This is a genomic window from Desulfovibrio litoralis DSM 11393 (assembly GCF_900143255.1).
Taxonomy (GTDB): Bacteria; Desulfobacterota; Desulfovibrionia; order Desulfovibrionales; family Desulfovibrionaceae; genus Frigididesulfovibrio_A; species Frigididesulfovibrio_A litoralis.
Genome location: NZ_FRDI01000004.1, coordinates 290,390 through 314,417 on the forward strand (window position 1 = coordinate 290,390; position 24,028 = coordinate 314,417).

Sequence of the window (24,028 nt, forward strand, 5' to 3'; positions counted from 1 at the left end):
TTTACCGTAAAGCCTTTTATTTGATAAATTGAGAAACGATTATTGTTTGAAACTATATACATTATTTAGCTTTCCATCGCTATAAAAAAACAATTTCTTATCTTGTAAATCTTTTATAACGTACCATTGGGTATAAGTTTTTTTGAACTGAAAAGGAATATGTATAGAATTAAAATATTTTTCTGTTGCTTTTTGTGCTTCTATCTTGTTGTTATAGTTTTGTTTTTTAGCGAATTTGGCTGCTCTGATAAGTCTTCTGCTTCCGCTGTTTACGCCTTTGCCAGTTGCACAAATCTGTTTCATTGTGAGAAACTCAGGGTCATTTGTTAAGGCTTTATAAGGGTTATCATAAACCTTGGTCTTGCCGTTGATAAATTCAACAACAATATAATTTCCATCAGCATCGGCACAAGCTAAATGGACTGTGGGAATTTGCCCTAATCTTTTGAGAGGCTCACCCCATATTTTGAGTTTTTGTATAGTATTTTTTAATTCGGGGATATTTTTACAAGTTCCGAGAAGGTAGCTTATAAGATGGGTAGACGCAATGGCGTTTTCATCTTCTGCTTTTGCTAAAAATTTTGTGTTGTTTAACCATAAAGCCGAAATAGACAAACCTTCTTCGTTAATTCCGTCGAGAGGGTCTCGATATGCTATTACCGGGCTGTCTATTCCTATATATGCGTATTTATTTTTCCACTCGAGGCTTGTTTCATTTTTTGAATTGGTACTTTGAAACTTAGTATTTTTTTCTACTTTAAAAATGGAAGAGGCCAGAGGAATTGCAAATTCCATTGTTCTTGCGTGAATTAAATTGTTTTTTCCTCTAAGAAAAATATCTGTGCAGGCTAATGCGTTGTAATTACTGAATAATAGATAAGCGAATAAAAACAAGAATAATATTTTTTTATTATAATTTAACATATTGCATTCATAATATTGGGTTGTATTGTTTTAATAATATTAAGTAGGATAATTATTTTTTTAGATAACTTATAGAAAGTTATTGCATTTTTTTTTAATTGTTTGTATAAGAAATAATCAAATTGTATGGTCTATTTTTTTTATAAAAGGATAACCAATAAAATTCTTGCTTGTTTTTTATAAAAGTAGTATTATACAAATGAAAGTAATCTTTTGTGTTTAGTTAGATGAATGTTTTTGGCTGTAATGTTTTTTAAATTTTACTCTACTATGGAGTTTTGTATGAATAAGAGCGAATTAATTAAGGCTTTATCAGAAAAAAGTAATATTCCTGTAGAAGAAGCTACTATAATCGTAAAAGAGTTTTTTGACAAGATGAAAGATGCCTTAACAAAAGGTAATCGTGTTGAAATTCGTGGTCTCGGAAGCTTTAAACTAAAAGAATATCCTCCTTATTCAGGGCGTAACCCCAGAACCGGTGCAATCGTAAACGTTTCTGCTAAACGTCTTCCTTTTTTCAGAGCCGGTAAAGACCTAAAAGACTTTATTAACAAATAAATTTATTTTGTTGTTTTTTATTGGTTCTTTTTATATTTGTGAAAATTATGAACTATACTATACTTATGCTAAAGCCTAAAAAATTTACCGTTTGGGCTTTAGCTTTTTTATGCTCATTACTATTGAGTAATATTGCAGAGGCGAGATACTTAGAGGAATTGACAGATAGTAAGGCACCTAAGCCTGTTTTGCGTCTTGCATATATCGCCGAAAGTTGGGGTGAATTATATCCTTGCCCAGGTTGAGGTAAGACCAAGATTGGTGGACTGGCTCGGCGGGCTAGTGTGTTAAAGGCTTTACGACAAGCTGCAAAAGATGGAAATTATCCTTTACTTGAAATTATCGGACCACATGAGTTTTTAGCTGACTACCGTGGATATGGTTCAAAACCGACTTTAGACAAAGAAAAAGCTATAAAAACTTTTTGGCTTTATAATGCCCTTCAGCCTGATTTAGCTTATACTAGTAAAGAAACTGAAGAATGGCTTAGGACTGCTGCCTTAAAATTAAATAGTGGATACTTTACTTTTACCGACAATAGTCTTGTTTTTAAAAAATTAAAAATAGCTGATGCAAATCTAAATATTGGCTTCGTGTTAGCTCCTGAAGCGTTAGGAGCAAAGAATACTCTTACGGCGAATCAAATTGACGCAATAAAAAAGATGGCTGAAGAAAAAAGAAAAGACGTTGATTTATTGGTGTTAATTTCTCCATGGGGGTTTGCGACTGAAAATTTAGCTATTTCTACTTGGCTTAAAGAGTTAAATTTATTTGATTTACTTTTAGGGGCAGGCGAAGGCTCTGCGTTATCTCTAAGTCTTAGTTCAAAAAATCTTTCTTTAGCTTGGTCTCGCTCAGATAAAAAAGGAGCAGGGATTAACGTTATTGACTTTTTTGAACTGCCACCTAAAGATTCACGAAGCGATTGGGCTTGGGTCGCTGATGATAATATTAAAGGTGATATAATTCCTTTATCTGATGCTATTCATGATGACCCTGAAATTGCTAAACTTATTGAAAGCCGTGTAAAAACTAATTGATTGCTATAATTAACATATTAATTTGATTTAGGTAAAACAAAAGGCTCTGTAGTTTAATATTCAGAGCCTTTTTTGATGTTCTAAATTATCTAATCAAATAATGAGGTTAAGCTGTAATATGTTCTAGCCCGCCCATATAAGGCACAAGGGCTTTAGGCAGTTTTATGCTTCCATCTTTTTGTTGTCCATTTTCCAGTACAGCCACAAGTGTTCTGCCTACCGCCAGACCTGAACCGTTTAAGGTGTGGACATATTCGGCTTTTCCGCCATTTGGCTTAAACTTAATATTGGCACGGCGTGCTTGAAAGTCAGTGCAGTTAGAACAAGACGAAATCTCACGATATTTATTTTGTCCGGGTAGCCAAACTTCAAGGTCATAAGTTTTTGCCGATGAAAATCCCATATCGCCAGTGCATAAAGTAATAACACGGTATGGAAGTTCTAAGCGTTGTAACAGCGTTTCGGCGTGTTCACGCATTTTTTCTAGCTGATTGAAGGAATCATCAGGGTGAGCAAAACGCACCATTTCTACTTTAGTAAATTGATGTTGACGAATTAAGCCTTTAGTATCTTTTCCGTAACTTCCGGCTTCTGAACGAAAGCATGGAGTCGCAGCAGTTACACCCATAGGTAGTTTATTTTCTTCAATAAAATCATCAGCAAACATATTGGTTAAAGGCACTTCGGCTGTGGGAATTAAAAAATAATCCCAATTTTCAAGTTTAAAGAGGTCTTCTTCAAATTTAGGCAGTTGCCCTGTGCCTGTCATTGTTTTGCGGTTTACCATAAATGGTGGAATTACTTCGAGATAACCATGTTCAGTGGTCTGGACATCAAGAAAAAAGTTGACTAAGGCACGCTCTAATCTGGCTGCCCAACCTTTATAAACGGTAAAACGACTGCCTGTTAATTTTCCTGCTAGGTCAAAATCTAAACCGTTAAGGTTTTGTCCTAGTTCCCAATGTTCTTTTGGAGTAAAGTCAAAGTTTTTGATTGTGCCAAATTTATGGAGTTCTGGATTATCTTCTTCACTTTTTCCAAAAGGCACACTAGCATCAGGTATATTAGGAATGTTAAGCAAAAAGTTGTTAAGGTTTTGCTTTACAGCTTCGGTTTCTTGGTCTAATTCTTTGATTCTTTCTCCGAGTTTAATGGATTTTTCCATTAGTTCAGAGGCGTCCTGCCCTGGCTTTTTAAGTCTGGGAGCTAAATCGTTGCGATCATTCCAAGGCGAACCAGCCATTTGTTCAATAGTTTCTTGCCCTGACTTTTTAAGTTTGGCAACTTCACTACTAATTTGGTTGCGTTCTGCTTTTAAAAGTTCGACTTCTTTTAGTAATGTTTTACGTTTTTCATCTAATTCTATGAATTCATTTAAGTTAATATTTGAATTGCGAGCGGATAAAGCTTTAGCAACTTGGTCTAAGTTTTTTTGAAGTAATTTAAGATCAAGCATTTTTGTTTACCTTGAAATTGAGTTTAAATTTTATATGAATTATTAGTAGGGGATATATCTTATAATAACAAGAACATCGGAGACTGTAAACTTTAAATACGGTCGCAATTTATTGCTTCCATAAATTCTTCCATAGCGGTATCCATAATAGGCAGGTATTCTTGAATTGTAAATTTGGTATGACAATGTTCACAAATAATATAGGCTTGATGACAGCTTCGCAGAATTTTAACAGCCTGATTACATTTTTTACATGGCATAGTGGTTTGAGCTTCTCTTGGGGTTGGTTTCCACATTTTTATGTCCTTTAATTTATGCAAGTAAGTGTTTATTATTCCAATATGGTTATTTTAGCAATATCTTAAATTTGAACAAATCTTACTAATATATTTACTATAAATATGTAATTTATTAATTTACCGCAATAAGATTATTCTTTTATAAAAAATGTGATTTAAACTTTAAACAATATTTTAATATGATATAGGATTTTTAATGAGTCGTCATCAGGTTAATTATGTACAAGCACAATGCATTAAGGCAGCCGGAAAACTAATGCAAGAAATGCAAATGGTTAAAAGCGGTTCACGCATAGGAGTGGCTGTTTCTGGCGGGGCAGACAGTTATGTACTTATGAAAGTTTTAAAAATTCGCCAAAGTATACTCCCTTTTAAATTTGAACTTTTCGCTCTACATATTAACCCGGGTTTTGACCCTAATGACCACCTTATTTTACAAGAATGGTTGTTAAGCGAAGGCATTCCGTATCATATGGAGCTGACCGATCATGGTCCGAGGGCTCACTCAGAAGAAAATCGCACTGGTTCTCCTTGTTTTTTATGTGCAAAATTAAGACGTAAGCGTTTGTTTGAGTTATGTGGTAAATATAATTTAAGCCATTTAGCTTTTGGACATAACGCAGACGACTTAGTCAGCAGTTTTTTAATGAATTTATTTCAAACGGGCAGAGTAGAGGGAATGTCTATGGCTGAACCGTTTTTTAGGAATACATTACAAATAATTAGACCATTAATGTTGTTAGAAAAGAAAATTATTGAAAAAGCCGCAAAAGCTTGGAAGTTGCCAATAAGCAAAAATAGTTGTCCTTCTAGCGGAACAAGCAACAGGGCAAAAATTATGCAAGATTTGAATATTTTTTGTGATGGGCATAAAAATCGCAGAAAAAATATCAGTAATGGGCTTGTGCGTTGGCAATTAGAAAAACATATGGCTTTATTAAACAACGAATAATTTAAGCTAAAATTAATCGTTAAGCTTTAAGGTTTACAAACTTTACAAGGTCTAAAGCCCGCTTGTTCTGCTTTTTGTTTTGAGTCAAAAGAAGCAGTACACTTTTTACAGTCGTAAAATCTGCAATGCGGTGCATGATATATTTTTGATTCAATATTGCCTTTATAAAGGATTTTTTGTGCTTGTATTGAACTTAAAAGCATCAAGAAGACAACAACAGAAAGCAAAAATATTTTTATACTTTTTTTAAGCATAAAATAAACTCATAAAGATATTGCTTAATAGTTTTAGAGATGATTATTTATTTGATTTAGTCAAATCTATACTCTGTTTCTTTTAAAAGCAATAAAAATATCGTCTGCTACTTTTTACTTCTAGTTTTTTAGCCGTGATATTCGATTAAGTTGCGTAAAGATTCTTGAGCTTTATACAATAAGCCTTTTTGCCCTTGCATTGATATTTGGCTTGCAAGGTCGAGATTACCTAGCGTAAGCGATATTTCTTGAGCTTTGTTTTCTTCGGTTTTTGTATTTGTCTCTTCGTTTGTGTTTTGCTCTATTGGCTGTCCTTCTAACGTATTATTTTTTTCTTGAGGATTATCGGTTGCTTGTTCCGTTTTTTCTTGTGAGTTATCAGGTTGAAGAATTTCACTTTTCTCTGACTTAGTAACATAGATGCGGAAGATGCTGACTGCCTTGTTATTAAAGCGATCGGTAGCTATAATTTTTATGCTGAGCGGAATTTGCATGGCTTGATCAGGGTTAGCATAAAAACTTAAACTGCGAATATCAAAGTGTAACCATTCGGGTAGCGGGCTTCCGTCTTCTAAGCTGACTATATAGGCGAGTTGTTCACCTGCTAGACTGTGGCGGAAAAGTTTTTCAGGTAATGAAAACTTTTGTTCAAATCCGCTGAAAATCATTTGGTCGCCCATTTGTCCTGAAATAATAATTTGAGCTCGTTCAAGATTACTTTCCATATTGCGAAGGCTTTGAGCCAACGAAATAAGACTGTGATTTGTTGAACGATCCAACGTTTCTTGGAATAGAGCAGCTTCTCGCACAACAGGTTTGTCGGCTGCTATGGATGTATTGTGTGTGGTGTCGTTATCTATATGTTGCCTTTCATTGTTGTCAGGTAGCGACTCTTTATTTTTTTGAGAGTTGCTCTCATCGACTATTACTGGTGGTGGTAATGGTTTTTCAATATTAATTGTTAAGGTGGCTGTTGCTAAAGCCCCGCTAGCATCTCTAATAGTATAGTTAATTGTTTCAATTAAACTTTCTCCGGGTTTTAGTCCGGCTATAGCTGGGTGTAGCGAGTTGATAATATAATTATAACTACCGTCGGCATTAATAGTAAGAGTTCCATATTTAGCAAGATGTGCATCGGAAGAGTTAACGCTTACCGCCCCTTCATAGTCAAAATCATTATCAATAACAGAGCCTTGTAGTGCTTGTTTGCTTTCGCTACTGATTTTTGCGACGTCATCTTTGGCGGTTGGGTTGTCGTTAATTGGGGTAATGTAAACCACTTGTGTGGTAGAAGTTTTACCGGAGCTTTGTCCCGGCTGATTGTCTCCTTGATGGAAGAAACCATTTTTTTCGTAGTTTCCATCATCAACTAACCATTTTAACTCAACACTTGCCGGTGGGTTGTGTGAGGTGTTGGTATAGTTTATCGCTTGTAAAGCGCTAGCGATCAAAGCACTTGTTGCATTGTTATTAAAAGTAAGAACAAGCACACCGCCACTATTGCGAGTTACTGTTCCAATATGATGACCGCCTATGATCAGTTGTCCACCTTGATTGAGAGCCGAAAGCCCTGAACCGTTAGTGAAGACATCATCGCTATTTGCTCCGCTGTTTCGGCTAAGGGTTATGGAAGCACCGCTCCAGTTTTCGGTGTTGGTTTGGTGGTCAAGGTCAGAGTCTGAGACTGTAATACTCGGTGCCAGATTGACTGCTGATCGCTCTGTAGTTGTTACGCTGCTGATATTGCTTACGGTCGGTGCGTAATTCAGCTGATGAATAGTCAACCATAGCGGGATAGATTTTTCAGAAATAGCAGTATTTCCCCCACGATTAGAACTTATATCAGCTGCTGTTGTACCATTTGTAATATTTTCGCTAGAATCGGCAAGAGCTACGTTTAACCCGATATGTGGTGAAGTTCCAACATTTAAGTCTACTGTTATGTCGGCGGCAAAGCGAATAAAGGTAGAACTTGCCAAGAACAGGGCGTCGTTATTTGCTAAGCTGATATTTGTCCAGGTTGTGCCATCAGTGGAATATTGCCACGTTCCAAGTGTGCTTTCTCCTGAGATACCTGTTACCCAAACCCCGTTTAGAGTATTAGCAGAGCTACCGCCCGTAATATTGTCTTTGCTGTCATTAAATGCCGAGCCAAAGAGGTCGTTAACTGTTTTGGGTATGGAAAAATTATCACTGCTTGCAGAGTTGCTCCTATCTAGGTCCAGCCCTCCGCCATAAATGAAATGGTTACCGCTCGGACCTTCCAGGGGTGAAAACGCAGTAGAATCCCAAGTTGGTGCATCGTTAATAGCTGTAACTGTGGTTGTTAAGGTTATAAAATTACTTGAAATAGCCGAAGAGCCCCCTGTGTTGCTCAGGCTGTAACCTGGTCCGCTGTTTGGTAAAGTTCCAGAATAAATTCCTGAATTTTCAACTAAATGTACGGTAAGGTTGTTGGGCGTTCCGTTAAAGTCTGTTTCGGGTTGAAAGCGAATAAGGTGTCCACTTTGTATAAACATATTGGCACTAATATTTATCCAAGTTGTTCCGTTAATGGAATATTGCCACAAGCCTTTATTTGCGTCTTGGGTAATATCTTTAACAATAATACCAGCCAGGGTGTTACTAGAAGAACCACCACTAACGTTGTCTTTAGTGTCGTCAAAAAGTGAACTAAATAAGTTGTTTACTGTGTCTCCCGTGGCTGTGCTGTCTTCATTGACGGCGCCTAGAGTAACAGTGTTTGAATTATCGGCTATTGGGGCATCGTTAACCGCCGTTACCGTAATACCCACGTTTAAGGCGTCGGTATAGCGATTGACGCTGTTTTGTTGTAGGGCAGCAAGAGCATAGTTGCTTCCCGTAGTCAAATCGCACTGGCTAGGATTAGTATATTGGCTAGCCGGAATGTTTGATTCCACCAAGCGAACGGACATAGCTGTTGGTTGACCATTATAGTCGGCTACTGGTTGAAAACGAATATTCACATCACTGCGTATAAACATACCTTGAGTAATGCTCACCCAAGATAAGGCACTCGAATCGTAATATTGCCACTGACCTTTGGTGGCCTCAGTTGCCACGCTATCCACCCAGATACCGATAAAAGCATTGGCTTCCGAACCCCCCGCGACATTGTCTTTAATATCGGAAAAGCGACCGCTAAACAGAGACGCAACCGAACTTCCACCATTGTTTTGACTGGTGGTATCTTCGTTAATGGAAGTGAGGTTTACTTGATTATTATTGGAAAGAGTCGGGCTATCGTTAACAGCAGTTACCGTTTGCTTAAGGGTTATAGTTTCGACGGAAACGTGGCTAGAGCCACCTCTTGACCAGGCGGTGCTGAGGTTTTCGCTTGTTGCGTTAGTAAACGAGTTACCGCTTTCAATGAGAGCTACTTTTAAATCGGGAACTGAGCCGTTAAAGTTAGCCGCCGGATTAAAACGCAACATGGTATTGGGGTCTAGCAAAATAAAGGCATTATTTGCGGTTGAAGTGGGAATGTTTTTCCAAGTTGCACCATCTAAATATTGCCATTGTCCTTTGCTTGGTACGGCGGTGTAATTTACAATTGCTACCCCATCAAAGATGTTTGACGAAGAACCACTCAGTATCTGATCTTTGTTATCACTGAAACGTCCGTTCAAAAGACTTGAAAGGCTTTGACCGTTATTTGAGGCGGTCGCTATATCTTCGGCTATGTCGGACATTGTAACATCGCCCGTGTTACTGGCAACAGGTGCATCGTTAACGGCGGTTACGCTACCTAGTAAGGTTACGGAGTTATCACTTATTTGGGTAGTTCCACCAATATTTATTCCGCTTACATCATATTGCGTGCCTGTTGCGTAAGTTGTTGTTCCATTTTCTACCAGATTGAGAGAAAGTGTTCCAATTGTACCGTTAAATTCTGGGCTTGGTGCAAAGCGTATTTGGGTATTTTTGGCAAGATATAGACCACTTGTTTCGGAAATATTATTTGGGAAATTAACCCAACTTGATCCGATATAATATTGCCATTGCCCTTGGGAGCTTGTGGTTAGATTATCGGTAATAATAATACCCATAAAACTGTTAGCAATACTTCCACCGCTGTTGTCTTTGGCATCACTGAAGCTGTTTTTAAAGAGTTCGTCAACAGTTTTAGTGGTGGTGGTGTCTTCGGTGTGGTTGAGAGTAACGCTTTCATTACCTGTAGCGATAGTCGGAGCGTCGTTGGTCGGGGTGAGGTCTATTTTCCAGAGAACAGCGTTGTTTACATCGGAATAGCGGGTGATTCCCCCTGAGTTGGAGACGTCGTAGTTAGTGCCACTGACCGGCTGAGTGCCACTGGAGTCATCAACGAGTCTGGCGGTGAGTCCGTTGACCTCGCCGGAGGTGTTGACATTGGCAGCCGGGGTAAATTTGATAATGGTGGTTGAGCTTAAAAACAGAGCGTTTGCTTCGTTAACCCCGCTGATGGTTGTCCAACTCATACCGCTATTGGTTGAATATTCCCATGTGCCTAAGCTGGTGTTTATAGCAGTAATGGCAATTCCCGCAAAAGAGTTTGGGTTACTACCGCCTTTGGTTGTTTGATCGTCTTTAGAGTCGTTAAATAGGTTGTTAAACAGATCGCTGACCATGCGTGTGGTGGCTCCGCTGTCTTCGCTAATGGTGTTAGAGGGCATGGTTGCGCCACCCTTGAGAGTCGGGGCATCGTTAACGGGATTTATTGTCGTTGTAAGGTTTACTGAACTATCAGAATAGCGGGTAGTTCCACCTTGGTTTAAACCTGAGATGTTAACTCTTGTTGCATTAGTAGGTAAAGTTGTGCTGTTATCTGCCAAATAAGCTACTAAAGCTTCTGGTGTTCCGTTATAATCAGCCACCGGTACAAAACGTATTTTGGCGTTTGAAGCTAAAAAAAGACCGCTGTTTTCGCTTAAATCAGTCGGAATATTTGTCCAACTTGAGCCACTATTTGTGGAATATTGCCAAATGCCCTTGCTTGACGGGGTGGTATTTTCCACCAAGACAACTCCGCCAAGGACATTGGCGGAAGACCCAAATGAACTATCTTTTATATCGTTAAAGTTACTAGTAAAAAGATTGCTTACCGTGTTTCCTGCGGAGTTGGTTGCATCTTCTGAAATGTTTGCAAGGGTGGCGGAACCGGAAGCCACCGGGGCATCGTTAACCGGGCGTATATAGTTAGAAAGAGAAATAGTACTGGCACTATAGCGGGTTGTGCCTCCGCTACTGCTCACACCAGACAAGTCGACTGTATTGCCTGTGCTCAGGTTGTTGGTACTGTCGTCAGCCAGACGGACGCTTAAAGTTCCGGGCGTTCCGTTAAAATTAGCGTTTGGCAGAAAACGTATTTCAGTAGTTTTGGAAAGATACAGACCGCTTGCAATAGAAACACCTGTAATATCAACCCAGTTTGTGCCGTCATGATATTGCCAAGTACCTTGGGTGGGGGCAGCAGTGTTGTCAGTAATCACAATCCCTGCGAAGTTGTGGGCTTCTGAACCTGTTGGGTTGTTTACGGTCTTTTGGTTGTCGGGTGTATCTTGGAACATAGTGCCAAATAAATTGTTTACTGTTTTTGCGGTCGGAGTTGTGGTGTCTTCCAGATCGCCCTGGGTGGAGCCGGAGTTGTCCCAGAAGTTTTTACTGGTGTTACTGCTAGTAGGGGCGTCGTTGACGTCGGTAATATTAATAGTTCTTGTTTGCTCAGAAGCCAGACCTGTTCCCGTTAGTCCAAAAGGGTTTGTTGGTATGGGGACTGAGATGTTTCCAAGGTCATCACCCCATAAGCCACAGTCGTTAACATAAACCTTAACGCTATCTTTGCCGTTATAGTTATCAGGAGCTTTATAACGTATCTCTTTTAGAGCCGCATTGATTTTGTCAATACTGGCTTTAAAGTAAATAGTTTTACCATCAGCGGAAATACTAAATTTATCTTGTAAAGCTGGGTTGCCACTAAAAATAAATTCAGCGTTTATCAAGTCTGTTTGAGTAATGTTTAAAGTGCCATTCCCAACGCTTATGCTGGCAAAAACCTGCCCATCGAAAGTGTCTTGGTCGTAAAGGGTTATTGTCTCGCTTCCGTTAAATATTTTAGTTTCCACATCGTCTTCGGGAACTGTAACATCAGGCAAGTCTATAGTTGGGGCATTGTTATTGTTATTACAATTTATAGTTATTGTATGATTGGCGGTAAGTTTTGAGCCTATATCTGTGCTACCGTTTGATTCATTAGTGTTTGCCACGTCTGAAAGGGTAAGCGTTAATGTTACAGAGATATTATCTCCCCAGTTTAATCGGCTGTAACCGAGCTTGGCAAGGGCATTGTTTAGGTCGCTTAAGCTACCTTGTAGAGTCAGAGTTTGATAACCGGTGGCAGCACCTATTCTTGTTACGCCGTTAAGGTCAATGTCCGCCAGTTCAAGCCAGCCACTATCTACATTAATAGTAAGAGTAAGGGTATCATTTATATAAGTTCCTGATCCTGTTATATCAATATCCGAAAGTTCAATGCGTGCCGGATTGCCTAATTCGTCTACTCCGCCAAAGATCAGCGGTTCTGTAATAAACACTTTTTGAGGTGCTTTTATAGCCGGAGCATCGTTAACCGCCTTAACCTCAATATCGACTATTCCGTAAACCCCAAGCCCATATATGATGTTGTTGCCTGCGTCTTTTCTTCCCGTGTCATATCTAAATTGTTCGTTATGGGCAGTATGATTTTCATTGTTAAAGGTTGAGGAAATCGAACCGGAGTTGGCGTTATCTTTAACGATATATTTTATAGCGTCTAAACCATTATAATTGGCATTAGCTTTATATTGAAGAGACGCCAAAACAGAATTGATTTGGTCAAGCGTACCTGTAATGGTAAGCGTATTAGAGCCACGTCCTGTAATGCTTGGTCCGCTTATTGGCGTTACCAGTAAAATACCGTGTTCTACCGTAAGGGTAATACTATTACCCATACGGCTAAAGGCATCAATATCTTCTATGAAAATAGGGTTAATACCGTCTTTAACGGCTATGGCGCTACCGTCTTCGTTTGTTGTAAGGCTGGTTGGGCTACCTGTTTTTATTGTGGGGGCTTCGTTTACTGGGCTGATATAAACTTTTACCGTACCATTAACTCTATACACATTAGTATCGCCACTACCGTTAGCATTTTCCCAAGAGAGTGTAGTATCGTTATATACCCCGTCGTGAACGGTAATATCAAGATGTATATCACCATTAGGATCGTAAGTTGTCCCTGAGTCGGTTTTTGCCTGTATTTTAACTTGAGAAAGCCAAGTTTGAATTTGTTCGAAACTTCCAACAAGGGTATAAGTATTGCCATTGCGGTTTGCGTTAAGATCAATAAATTGAGTTCCGTCCCAAAAGAACAACTCAATTTTAGAAAGGTCAAGGACAGAACCATTTGGGTCTCTAAGGGTTAACTCTACGGTCATCTCGTCGTTTTTAATACCCGTATCGCTTGCTCCGTCATATTGGTTATTTGAACCGTAATCAGGGTCGGTAATTTTTATACCTCCGACGATAACACCGCCGGCAATGGATTCTACATAAATAATATTAGGAACTTCTACAGTTGGGGCATCGTTGATCGGAGTTACATTAATTTCAAAGGTACTCGCTTCGCTGTCAGACGCCATATAAATGCTGTCGCTTAATTTATACTTGAAAGAGTCGGTATGGTCTTCACTTCCATTATGTTTGTATTGTATTTTTTCGTCATTAATATCTTTTTGGGTGAAAACAGAACCAACACCAAGAACTTTACCATTTAGAGTTAGTTCTCCATATTTTGGAATTTCCGTAACAATAAATTGTATAGCCGAAGGGGTTCCGTCAGGGTCAACACATTTTATATTAGCGTCTGTAATAGTCGCTGTAGCACCTTCATCAAGTTGAAATGGCGTTGCCGGCTGTTCAAGTTCCGGTCTGTCATTAACGGGCGTAACCACAATATTTACGGCTTGTTCTGATCCGTTTACGCTTCCGCCGTTTTGTTCCGAGGCGTGGGCTTGGTCTATTCCTTTGTTATCTGAAACAAAATAGCTAAAGGTGTCGGAATAGTTTTCTGATCCATTGTGTTGGTAAGTCAGCTTTCCTGCTTTAATATCCGCAAGACTGATTACGGTAATACCATTCATCGCTGAATTACTGCTCCAACTAGAATAACCTTCGCCGTCTTTTATATTAGAAAGGTCGGTAAGGTCGGTGAGGGCAGTTATAGGCGTGCCGTTTAAATACAAAGTTCCGTTTGTTGGGAGCTGGGTAATAATAATATAAAGGTCGTTAGGAGTAGCATAGCCTATTCCACTTTTTTCGCCTGTTCCGTCTACATCTGAAATTACGATATTACTTGTAGTTATTGTGGCTATACCGCCGGCTGTGGTTGTTTGAGCGTTATCTTGGTCGTGTTCTTTAACGGTTACGTCAGTTCCTTTACTGGCTGTTGGGGTATCGTTTAAAGGTATTATATCAAATTTTAATTCAAAAAGTTTTGAGTTATCGTTTGTGTTAATAGCTTCGTTTCTTCCGTCAGATAGGGAAAAGTTAAAACTGTCATGAAATATTTCAGAACCGTTATGAATATAATAAACTTTACCGTTAATAATATCTTGTTGGGTGAAAGAACTGTATAAGCCAAGAATGGTAAAGGTTGATCCACCATCAGTGCTGATTGCCAAGTGTCCTTGTTCGGTCATGCCTTCAATACGATAGACCAGATTTTCAGGGTTACCAGCCGGGTCGGTCGGGAGTATGTCGGTATTGCCATTCCTTTGATCCTTAAACCATGCTTTAAGCATGTTTTCAGTGAGCTTGGTATTTTTTCCTTCATCAACTAAAGCAGTATTTTGATCACTTTTAAAATTAGGAATTGGGTCAACAACAATAGTATTATCGGGAATTTCTTCTGTCAGAAGAATATCTTTTGAAACTAAGGTGAGGGTATGCAACGTTGGAACCCATTTGTAGCTCTCTGAACCCGGGCTTGTTTCTTGCCATGTTCCTATAGCGCCTTCGTGAGAGCCTTGACCATGTTCCCAACCACTGGCTGAACTGCCTGTATAAGGATAGTCTAAAGGCTGATCGCCATCGTTTGGAACGGGTGTAGCAGTTATAGAACCATCACGCACAATAAAAGTTAGATCTGTGCTTTGGTTACCGTCTCCGTTAAACCACCAACTAACGTTACCGCTGTTAATATCGGCTTGTGAAACCTTTTCTCCGCTTGCGATCACACGGTAAATAGGGTTTCCACTACCACCATCTATTTGTCCTGTATCATAAAGCAGAGTTCCGACACTACTGTTATAATTTACGGTATAGGTAATATTGGCATCACTTGAATCGCTATCTTGTGCATTTAAAAAGCTATTGTTTATTGGAATTTTACGTGAGTCATTAACGGTAACGGTGTGTGTGTTGTCTGACCACAGGTTTTTAACAGACGAATTCCATTCAGGGTGGTCGTTATTTGGTAATATGCTCATACTTAAAGAACATGCTGTGGTTTTTGATCCGTTTGAGTCTCCACCGCCATCATCGCTAACCTCAAGTTTAAAATTGAAAGTACCGATTGCCGTTTCTTTTCCTGAATGGTTAAAACGCAAATATCCTTTTTGTACAGCTTCTAAAGAAATTTCTGTACTTGTTGTTACTTTTTCGTATGCTAATCCATCAACAGAATACCAAAAAAAACCATATGCTTCATTGGGCAATTCTGTAAAATGGACTTTATAATCGGAGCTTGGAGATTGATCGGGGTCTTGTACGCTAAAAGAAAATTTTATGCCTTGTTCTCCCTCATAAGCTTCGATAATACCGCCGTCTGTAACAAGAGTTGGTCCTTGGTTAACTGGTTCTAAGGCTATATACATAGTGGAACTTCCACTACCGCCGGCACCATCAACTATAGAATAATTAAAATGATCTTGAGAACTACCGGGATCAAGAGCTTCGTTGACTTGAAGGCTTGTGTTGTGGGAGTATTTTACGTTGCCCTTATATACGTCCATCAAAGAAAAGGTGCTACCTACACTAAGTTTTATCCATGTACTGCCCACTTGTCGCCACAAAGTACCTTGTTGCGGAATACTGTCTACTTTAATCATTAATTGTTCAAGGTTGTTGTCTACATCAAAAAGGAGAATTTTGTTGTCGGCGTTAGGCAACGAGCTGTTGTCATGATCAATATTAAAGTTTTTCAGAGTTAAAACTCCCTCTGATAACCTACCGTTATCATTTGTTTCCGCAACGGTAAGCTGATTATCTCTATCGTTTGCATCGGCAGGTTTAAGAACAGGGGCGTCGTTAACAGCCAAAACGTCAATTTCAAAGGTTTTTACAAGTGGATCATTGGAAATTGTTGGGTCGGTGTCGGTAATACTAAGAGTAAAATCAGCTTTACCATAAAAATCTTTGTTGCCTTGAAACTTTAAGCTCTCTAATATCTCATTGATTTCAGTAAGAGTCTTATCGTTTAAGTTATAAACGAGGCTATCTACGTCTTGTGTGCCTGTTCCAAGCCCCGTGCCTGAGAGCGTTCCGTTTTTAATACGCAGTTCAATATTGTATCTATCACTTGTTCCATCAGCATCATCAATTTTAAGAGCTTTCCAATCAGGATTTTCTTTTGTTCCGTGGTTGAAGACTAAAGAACTTTGCACGTCTTCATCGGCTTGAGTGCTATCTTGTAAGGTCGTTGAATCGATAAAAAACGGTTTATCCGCAACGGAATTTATTGTAATATCTTGAGTAAAATCAGTTTTTTTCCAGTTGTTTTCTCCGTCTTCTACGGATATTTGTAATGAATCTGTTCCGTTATAGTCTTTGTTTGCCTGATATTTTAGGGTGTTCAATACTTTTTGAACGGTTTCTTTATCGGCTTCAAAGCTAACTTCGCTTTTGTCGGCATTAAAATTATACTGATTTCCTATTACGCCTGCGACATAGTCAAGAGCTAAAGTTCCATGATCAACTTTAATAGTAATGCGAAAGTTGTCGGAATCAGTATCGTTAAGAGTTATACCTCCATCGCCTATAGTTAGTAAGATATCTTCGTTAACAGTAAACGTTCCGCTACTGAAATCAAGCTCAGGGTCGGCATTCCAGTCTCCGCTTGCCGGAGTTATCTCCATGCTGCTTGCTGCTGTTTGTTCAAACGGAGTAGTCTGTTCAGTTTGCTCATGACTTTCTGTGGGTTGATCATTCACAACGTGGGCTTCATTATTCAGAGCCTCAGCTCCTGCGACTAAAGAAGCATCAAAAACCATGCGAGGTTCAAGAGCTAATAGAATAGAGTGCATGGCAAGGGGCTGTTTATTAGGTGATGATTTTGATAAAGAAAGTTTGGTTATTTTTTTAATATATGAGCGAAACAACATAGGAACCTCCGTTGTTTTTATGCAAAAATAGTTTGTGCCTTATCTGTCTGAAAAATTTATTATTAATAGTTTTGGCACTATAAAAACATATTGACCATTATACAAAATATATCACAGATGATTTATTGTCAATTTAATAAGGTTAATAGATTAAAAAAATAAACATAGCTTTGTGATGGTTTTTATTTAGGGCTTAATCAAAGCCACTTTCACGAATTATTATGCCAACGCCTGCCTGCCATAAACGCACGGCTAAGCTTTGGCGTAAACCTTTTAAGCTAACAGTTCCGCTTAAGGAATGAGGGGGAAGAGAGTTTGTGGTTTCAACGCTACAGACTACTTTATATAAGGCTTGTTCAGGCACAATACGTTTGTCTGCACCCTGTCTTGCGGGGATAATTCCCCCAATTGTTGTTGAAGGAAGTTCTTTATGTATAATATCTCTGACTGCCGCTGTTTCTATAGAGATAACTTTAAGGGGAATTGGCGGAAAATAACCGCTAATAGGATAAAAAATACCACTTGCACCAAGCTGAAGGCGTCCTAAATCTTCTTCTGCTATATATGCGGTTACTTGAGACTTTTTGCTTGCTACTAATCCAAGTTGAGTGTTTTCAGGTACCCAAACCCCTTTTTGCAACCATAATGGAAGGTCATGTAAAGTTCCGTTTAGAGGACTTAAAAGAGTAAGACGCTCTTGAGCTTGGAGCAGTCCGTTTAACTCAGATGTCGTCGCCTGCATTTCTTGTAAGTCTATTGTATAACTAGTTCGCAGTTCGGAATCAAGACTTGAAGTTGCCAAACTTAAACGTAAGGTTTCTACTTTTTGTCTCATTAGTGCTATTTGTTTATCTAAGTTTGGCGATGTAAAACGTAACAATATTTTATCTTTTTCAACCTGATCGCCGGAATCAACTAATTTTTCAAGCAAGATCCCCGGTTGTTGAATATAAAGTGTGGCAATATGTTCTGGTGCTAAAATTCCAGAGCCTTTTACTCTCGTATTCCAAGGAACAATAAAGATTAAAATCAGACCTAAAGTGAGTGTGATACTGCGTAAAGATTTTAGATTGAGTTTGATGTTGGTTCGTTTCGAATACCAATAGCGAAATTCTTTATATATAGGCAGGGCAATAAACCAAATAAGCTCAACAAGCATAAGAGCAAGCCCAAGGGCTTTAAAAAACATATGATATACCAATAGGGCTATTCCCATAAACAAAAAGAAGCGATAAAACCAAGTTCCATAGGCATAAAGAATTAATTGCGTTCTTTGTCCCGGTGTTAAAGCTTCCGGAACTGGTTCGCCGAACCCAAAGAGCCATTCACGCAGATGCCAACGAGCGAGAGCAAAGGAGCGTTGTTGTAGTCCGGGAATATCCCATAAATCTGACAGTATGTAATATCCGTCATAACGCATAAACGGATTGGCGTTAACCGTAATTGTTGCAAGCCAAGTAACGCCAGATAGCGTTAATAAAGAACTTTTAAATGCCCCTTGAGGGAATAAAGGCCATAAAAGGGCGGCTAAAGTAGCAAGGGTGAGTTCTGCCCAGATCCCTGCCGTATCGACAAGTAAGCGGTCTTTTTTGTTTGGCAATTTCCATGCTTCCGTTACATCTGTCCATAAAACAGGGGTAAAACACATTAGAGCCAGACCCATACGTGGAACTTTCAAACCAAGATGTTTGGCAGCAAAGGCATGACCTAATTCGTGTACACTTTTAGCAAGCCCCAAAGCGGCAATAATCATAAGGCTTTGTTGCCAACTCCATAAATTTGTGAGTTGAGTTAAAAACACTGTCCATTCTCGTGAAACCAAATAGAGGCTAAAAAACATCAAAAGAACAAGACCGAATAAAAAACGCCGAGTAAAGACCCAACGTATATATGGCAAACTTTTTTCAAGCCAATGATCGGGGGCGAGAAGGGGTATTCGCATAAACAAGTATCCATGAAGTATTTTATGTCCAATACTTGTCATGGAAAGTTGTTTAATTGAGACAAGTCGCTCGCTATCTTCTTGTGAAGATGTTTGTACGAGCTGATTTCGCAAGGCAAAGTCATAAACAGCCTGAACCTGTTCTAAACTTGGTTGCATTGTTGTTTCTTGGATAATAGACTGTAATATTTCCTGAGTTGTGCCGTATTGCCAACGAGATAATACTTCAAATTCCAGCCAACCTAACCTAAAAAAACGATGAGCACTCGGATCATGCAACGTCCAACTTGGAGCTCCGTGTTTGCTGGGTGGTCCTTGGTTAATTCGCAGTTCATTGCGTAACGGTAGCCACTGGGGGACTGTTTGTGGTTCTATAGCCCCAGCCATTGTCTTACCTGTAAAATCGGTTTGCGGAGTATTAATAGAATAAACGGGCTACGGTCGCCATAGAGCTTAACCGTACCACGTAAACCAAGTTTGGGTAAGGGTTGACCTGGGAGTAGTTTTGCTCTTAGCGTAAAAGCCAATCCCGTTGCCGGATATTCTGAGGCTTGGTAGCCAATATAATCAAGCGTGGCTGATAGAGGTGAGTGTGGTGATATATTTGAAAAAAACAATACACTGTCGCCTTGTTGCAGGGGCAAGCTCTCGCTTATAGGCAGGGTTATCTCCAATTGCACCGCCTCAGGTTTGGCAAGTTCCATTATTTTTTCCCCAATTCTTACGGGTCTTCCAAGCCATATACTCGGGTTGTCAATCAAGACAATCCCTTCTGACGGGCTTATAATTACAACTCTTTCAAGTTGAGAACGAACCAGTGAAAGCTCTGCGGCGAGTTGTGCTATCCGCCCTTGTAGCATGGGCAGGCGTATTTTACTACGAGGATCTGTAAGGCTTAGTTGTTGAGTTTGTTGCAATTCTGCCATAGCTACGTCAATACTTTTTTGTGCAACCGTAATTTTTGTTTTCAGTTGGTCGTCTTCCATGGCTATTAGGGGAGTCCCTATAGAAACTTTCTGATTGGGTTGAACAAAAAACTCTTTTACTACGCCGTCTAAACCGGCCCTGATATGCACCGGTTGAACGGCGATAACCTCTGCGGGAGCAAGGACTGATTGACGCACGGGTATCCATAAAAGAATAAAAATAAACAGTAACAACCATAAGCGTTTAGTTGATGAGTTTAATGTTTTTTTAAGTTTGACTAAGGTTGTCTGTTCAGATTTACGGGGAAGGCATAACGCATAACAACCACAAAGATGTTCAAGTAATTCTTGTTCATCTTTGCGAAAGGCTTGTTCTCTAAATAATGCCAGTGCACCTATTAGTTTTGACCCAACAAAAAAAGGTAACCATAACCCCTCTGGTGGAAGCCATTCTTGCCAAGCCGATACTTGTTTTTGTGGAAACATATTGGCTTGTATCATTTGGGTTTGAGTATGTAACCCTAACCCTTCAAACTCTTTTGCCAACTCTTGTAACCACAAAACAAAAGGGGCTCCTTGGTCTGGTGTTGAAAGCCCTGAAACCGCAGTAACTCTCCATGTTCTTTTTGAGTCATAACTCCAAAACACTGCTTGACGATAGGGAACAAGAGTTCTGGTTTCGTTTACAAAGACAAAAGGCAATTCATTGGACGATGCCTTTTGAGCTCGTTTTTGCAGTTGTAATAAAACACCTAGCCTTAATAAGGCGTTTTGTGTGTTTGAGTTAGGCACAAGCTAATTTCCGTCTAGAGAATTAATAATTGCACCGCCACTCATTCCGGGTAACAATTCACTATGGGCTTCGGTAAAACGTGCATAGGCTTTGATCGACTGGCTAACCGCATCAACTGTTCCACCAAGTCGCACAAGTTCGGCTTGATAGTCTTTATTGGTTTCGTCAATATGTACGATAAATTTATAACCCGGCTTGAACCAAGGCAACCATATAGAAGGGGCAATAAACTCTAATTCCAAAGAATTTGGGTCTACGAGCGTAAACATGGGTTGACCTTCATTGACAAATTGATTGGGTTGTACCATGCGTTCTGCGACTCGACCGGAAAAAGGAGCATTAACGTTACAACGTTTTATCATTTGTTTTGCCATTTCAAGTTCGGCTTCTGCTTGATTTTTTTCTGCTCTGGCAATTTCCATTTCAAGAGGGCTGCGAGATTTTAAGCGTTGTAACTTTTGAGTTGTTTCATAAAGGGCGGCGTGTTTGTTTAAGGTTGCCGTTGCCCTTTTAAGTTGAGCCTTTGGCAGGCTGCAATCTAATGATGCCAGTTGTTGACCTTTTTCAAAGCTTTCGCCGTCAAGTACGTTAACTTCTAAAAGTTGTCCCGCCATGAGGCTTGAAATTACTGTATGGTTTAAAGATTTTACCTGTACTCGAAAAGTCGGCATAGGTTTGTCGGGATTATTTTGTTCCGTGGCGTTGCTGTTATTGCCCAATAAATGTACAATACTTGTACTGATGACCAAGAAAAAAAATATTCTTAGGCAAGTATAAAGGCGTATATTCATAAGATTTTAATCCTCAGGCTTTACTCTTCGGGTTTTACTCTTTAGGTTTTACTCTTCGGGTTTTACTCCTCAAAGGGTAATTTACCTTGCCACCAGAGTGCTATTTTTTGGTGAATGACATCTGTCATTTGTTTTAGTTCGCCTTGTTCAATGCCTGCCGGAACCATGTCTCCGCCAACAGAAAAATACATATTACCCCAAAGCATATAAGCATCAGAGAGGGTTCTGTCTTGTTCTATTTGGGCTCTTACGGCATCAACAGAACTGCGTATTAGTGCAAGTTCGCTTTGAGCCTGATTTTCTTCTTCGTTGCGAGCGATGTTATAAATTGCTTTTTCTATGCGACTTACTTCTTTGGCATGTTGAAATTCTTCTAATGCTTCTTGATATTGATAATAGCTTAGGTTTATTTGAACAAGTGCGGCAACGGTTTGAGCCAAGCGTCTGGTTTTGGCTACTTCGACTTTGGTGTTTGCGGCCCTTATTTGAGCCGGGCCTGTAATCAGGTTAAACAACCCCATAGTTGTTTTTGCCCCTATCTCAGCCCAAGTATTGTGTAAAGAAAATTTATTTGATTCATAATTATAGCCGGTAAAGACAGAAACACCCGGTAACATACGCACGATTTCTTTATGTACTTCTGTTTTATCAATACGCTCTTGGTAGGCTTCTTCTCTAAGATCCGGTCTAAAGGCGAGTCCTTTGTTTTCCATTTCTTCGAGTGAAACGGAAAGAGGGGGAGGTGTTAACATTTCTTTATCTGGTTCGGCGAGAGTAAAAGAAGTCTGGAGTGGGCAGTTGATTAGTGCCGCCAATCTTATACGCGACATTTTTAAATCTGCTTGAATACGGCGTAAATGACTTATTATATTAAGCAGGTCTCTGTGATGTTGCAAGGTTTCAAGAGGGGAGTCTAAATTTTGTTCTTGAATGGTGCTATAAGCTTTAAGGGCTTTTTCGCTATCAGCAATTGATTGTTCAACGATAGGTAAAAGTTTATCGGCACTAAGCACTTTCCAGTAAGCAGCAATGACTTCTTTGACAATATTATTAACAACGCGTCTTTTACGTTCTTGCATAATCAACAATCTGTCTGCTTGTTGGTTTGCTTGAAAATAACTTAGACCAAAGTCGAGCATAGTCCAAGTAAGAGTAAGATCAAAGCTACGTTTTTCTCTTTCGGAAGAAAGCGATGGTTCTAAAGTTTCTTTGCGAGTTTCGTAAGAAATAGATGAAGAGGCCGCATCATTGTCTCTATTGGAATAGCCTGCGTTTGCGGCTAACTTTGGTAGCATGGCAAGGTTGGCAGAGGTAAGTTGTTTGTCTTGAAATACTGATTCCATCAAGGCTAAGCGGTGATCATAATTATATTTTAAGGCTCTGGCGATAGCTTCTTCAAGAGTAAGAGGACCTTGTATGGGTTCTTGATTAACATATAATTGTTGACGATCACTCGCCACACGCTCTTCATGTTCGGCTTGACTTATCGGTTGTGGTTTGATTGCACAGCCTTGAAGCAACAACAAGACGCTTAAACATATTGTAAAAATGAAAGTCGATTTGCTACAAAAAAAAGAATTATGTTTTGAAGTAAAATATTGCGACATTGGGTTTGTCCTAAAAAGCTGATTTACTGGTTGAAATGGCGTGTATTGTATTGAATGAGCATTGAGAGTGCCATTGTCATATTTTGACAAAAATAACCATTTCTTATTGTATATTAGTATCTTTAATCATTAGATTTATTATATACAAGATACACTAAGTCAGTTTTTATACATGATATTATTTTTTTATGCAATAAATTTATAGGCATATAATAACAATATCATATTGAATACGCTTTTAAATATCTATATTGCTTTATAGATTGTTGTTGTAGGTATAGCAAAAAATAATATTTCAAGTTTTTTATGAAAAAAATATGCAGATATTCATCAATCTTATATTTTTTGTTTTGTTGAGTTTATTTCTTAAGTAAGCCCCTTGGGTAGTGTTTTTTTATATATCAAAATGTTCAACAAACTCTTTTGCATCTTTTTGAAAGAGTTTTAGATTTTCTTTTATTTTCTCGTCGTTCCAATCCCACCAAGCGATACGCTCAAGTTTAGCACCTATACTTTCATCTTGAAAACGAAAACGCAAAAATTTAGCAGGATTACCAACAACAATAGACCAAGCGGAAACATCTTTGGTAACAATAGAACCAGCTCCGACAATCGCTCCGTTTCCAATATTAACGCCGGGTAAGATTATTGCACCGTGTCCAATCCAAACATCATGCCCGATTGTAACTTTATCACCTGCACGCCATTCAAAAACTTCTTGGTCAATATTGTCTTCAGAAAAACCAAATTTACCGGGGCGATAGGTAAAATGGTGTAGAGTCGGTCGCCAATAAGGGTGGTTACTGGGGTTAATACGCACATGAGAAGCGATAGAGCAGAATTTTCCCAACTTTGTAAACATTAAATCGCAATCATTTTGAATATAAGAATAATCGCCTATTTCTACATTATTTAAAATACAGCGTTCACCGACTTCTACCCAAGCTCCAAAAGTGGTATTATGCACATTAGTATCATTTGATATACTTGGTTGTTTTGATAATTTTGTTGAATCAGGTTGAGAGGCTTGTGCCTGTAGGTGCATGATGTACTCCGATATATAGCATCATAA

The 24,028-nt window shown here is 39.1% G+C and carries 13 protein-coding genes; 3 read left to right on the plus strand and 10 right to left on the minus strand.

What is annotated here, in order from left to right; genetic code table 11:
• Positions 1–39 precede the first annotated feature (39 nt).
• Positions 40–924 (minus strand): linear amide C-N hydrolase, encoded by an 885-nt coding sequence (locus tag BT999_RS06155; RefSeq protein ID WP_072696891.1) that lies wholly within the window; start codon positions 922–924, stop codon positions 40–42.
• Positions 925–1,206: 282 nt separating this feature from the next.
• Between BT999_RS06155 and BT999_RS06160 the strand changes: the two genes are divergently transcribed.
• Together BT999_RS06160 and BT999_RS06170 are read left to right on the plus strand one after the other, a co-directional pair.
• Positions 1,207–1,482, plus strand: coding sequence for an HU family DNA-binding protein (locus BT999_RS06160; protein ID WP_072696892.1), 276 nt, complete (start codon positions 1,207–1,209; stop codon positions 1,480–1,482).
• Between the two features lie 65 nt (positions 1,483–1,547).
• Positions 1,548–2,522, plus strand: a complete 975-nt coding sequence (locus tag BT999_RS06170) for a UshA-like (seleno)protein family 2 (RefSeq protein ID WP_420705168.1) — start codon at positions 1,548–1,550, stop codon at positions 2,520–2,522.
• A gap of 106 nt (positions 2,523–2,628) precedes the next feature.
• Here BT999_RS06170 and serS read toward each other — a convergent pair whose 3' ends face one another.
• Together serS and BT999_RS06180 are read right to left on the minus strand one after the other, a co-directional pair.
• The gene (gene serS, locus BT999_RS06175; RefSeq protein ID WP_072696895.1) at positions 2,629–3,978 is read right to left on the minus strand and encodes a serine--tRNA ligase; all 1,350 of its coding nucleotides are present in this window, start codon (positions 3,976–3,978) and stop codon (positions 2,629–2,631) included.
• Between the two features lie 92 nt (positions 3,979–4,070).
• The gene (locus tag BT999_RS06180; RefSeq protein ID WP_072696896.1) at positions 4,071–4,274 is read right to left on the minus strand and encodes a dual CXXC motif small (seleno)protein; all 204 of its coding nucleotides are present in this window, start codon (positions 4,272–4,274) and stop codon (positions 4,071–4,073) included.
• A gap of 199 nt (positions 4,275–4,473) precedes the next feature.
• Between BT999_RS06180 and BT999_RS06185 the strand changes: the two genes are divergently transcribed.
• Positions 4,474–5,229 carry a tRNA lysidine(34) synthetase gene (locus tag BT999_RS06185; RefSeq protein WP_072696897.1) on the plus strand — a complete coding sequence of 252 codons (756 nt, stop codon included), beginning with the start codon at positions 4,474–4,476 and terminating at the stop codon, positions 5,227–5,229.
• 26 nt (positions 5,230–5,255) lie between these two features.
• On the opposite strand, the gene BT999_RS06190 is transcribed toward BT999_RS06185, so the two are convergent.
• The 7 genes from BT999_RS06190 to BT999_RS06220 form a co-directional block, all read right to left on the minus strand.
• Positions 5,256–5,483: a sunset domain-containing protein gene (locus BT999_RS06190; RefSeq protein WP_072696898.1), complete on the minus strand. Its 228-nt coding sequence runs from the start codon at positions 5,481–5,483 to the stop codon at positions 5,256–5,258.
• A 128-nt stretch (positions 5,484–5,611) separates the two neighbouring features.
• Entirely contained in the window at positions 5,612–16,897 is an 11,286-nt protein-coding gene (locus BT999_RS06195; protein WP_072696899.1) for a cadherin-like domain-containing protein, read from the minus strand.
• A gap of 193 nt (positions 16,898–17,090) precedes the next feature.
• Positions 17,091–19,226 (minus strand): site-2 protease family protein, encoded by a 2,136-nt coding sequence (locus BT999_RS06200; RefSeq protein WP_072696900.1) that lies wholly within the window; start codon positions 19,224–19,226, stop codon positions 17,091–17,093.
• Complete coding sequence (locus BT999_RS06205; RefSeq protein ID WP_072696901.1) at positions 19,211–20,557, minus strand: efflux RND transporter periplasmic adaptor subunit; 1,347 nt, start codon at positions 20,555–20,557, stop codon at positions 19,211–19,213. Before BT999_RS06205 ends, BT999_RS06200 begins: the two co-directional genes overlap by 16 nt.
• Positions 20,558–20,560: 3 nt before the next feature.
• Positions 20,561–21,349 carry an efflux RND transporter periplasmic adaptor subunit gene (locus BT999_RS06210; protein WP_072696902.1) on the minus strand — a complete coding sequence of 263 codons (789 nt, stop codon included), beginning with the start codon at positions 21,347–21,349 and terminating at the stop codon, positions 20,561–20,563.
• Positions 21,350–21,411: 62 nt separating this feature from the next.
• Positions 21,412–22,956, minus strand: coding sequence for a TolC family protein (locus tag BT999_RS06215; protein ID WP_072696903.1), 1,545 nt, complete (start codon positions 22,954–22,956; stop codon positions 21,412–21,414).
• A 394-nt stretch (positions 22,957–23,350) separates the two neighbouring features.
• Entirely contained in the window at positions 23,351–24,001 is a 651-nt protein-coding gene (locus tag BT999_RS06220) for a DapH/DapD/GlmU-related protein (protein ID WP_072696904.1), read from the minus strand.
• Between the last annotated feature and the right edge of the window lie 27 nt (positions 24,002–24,028).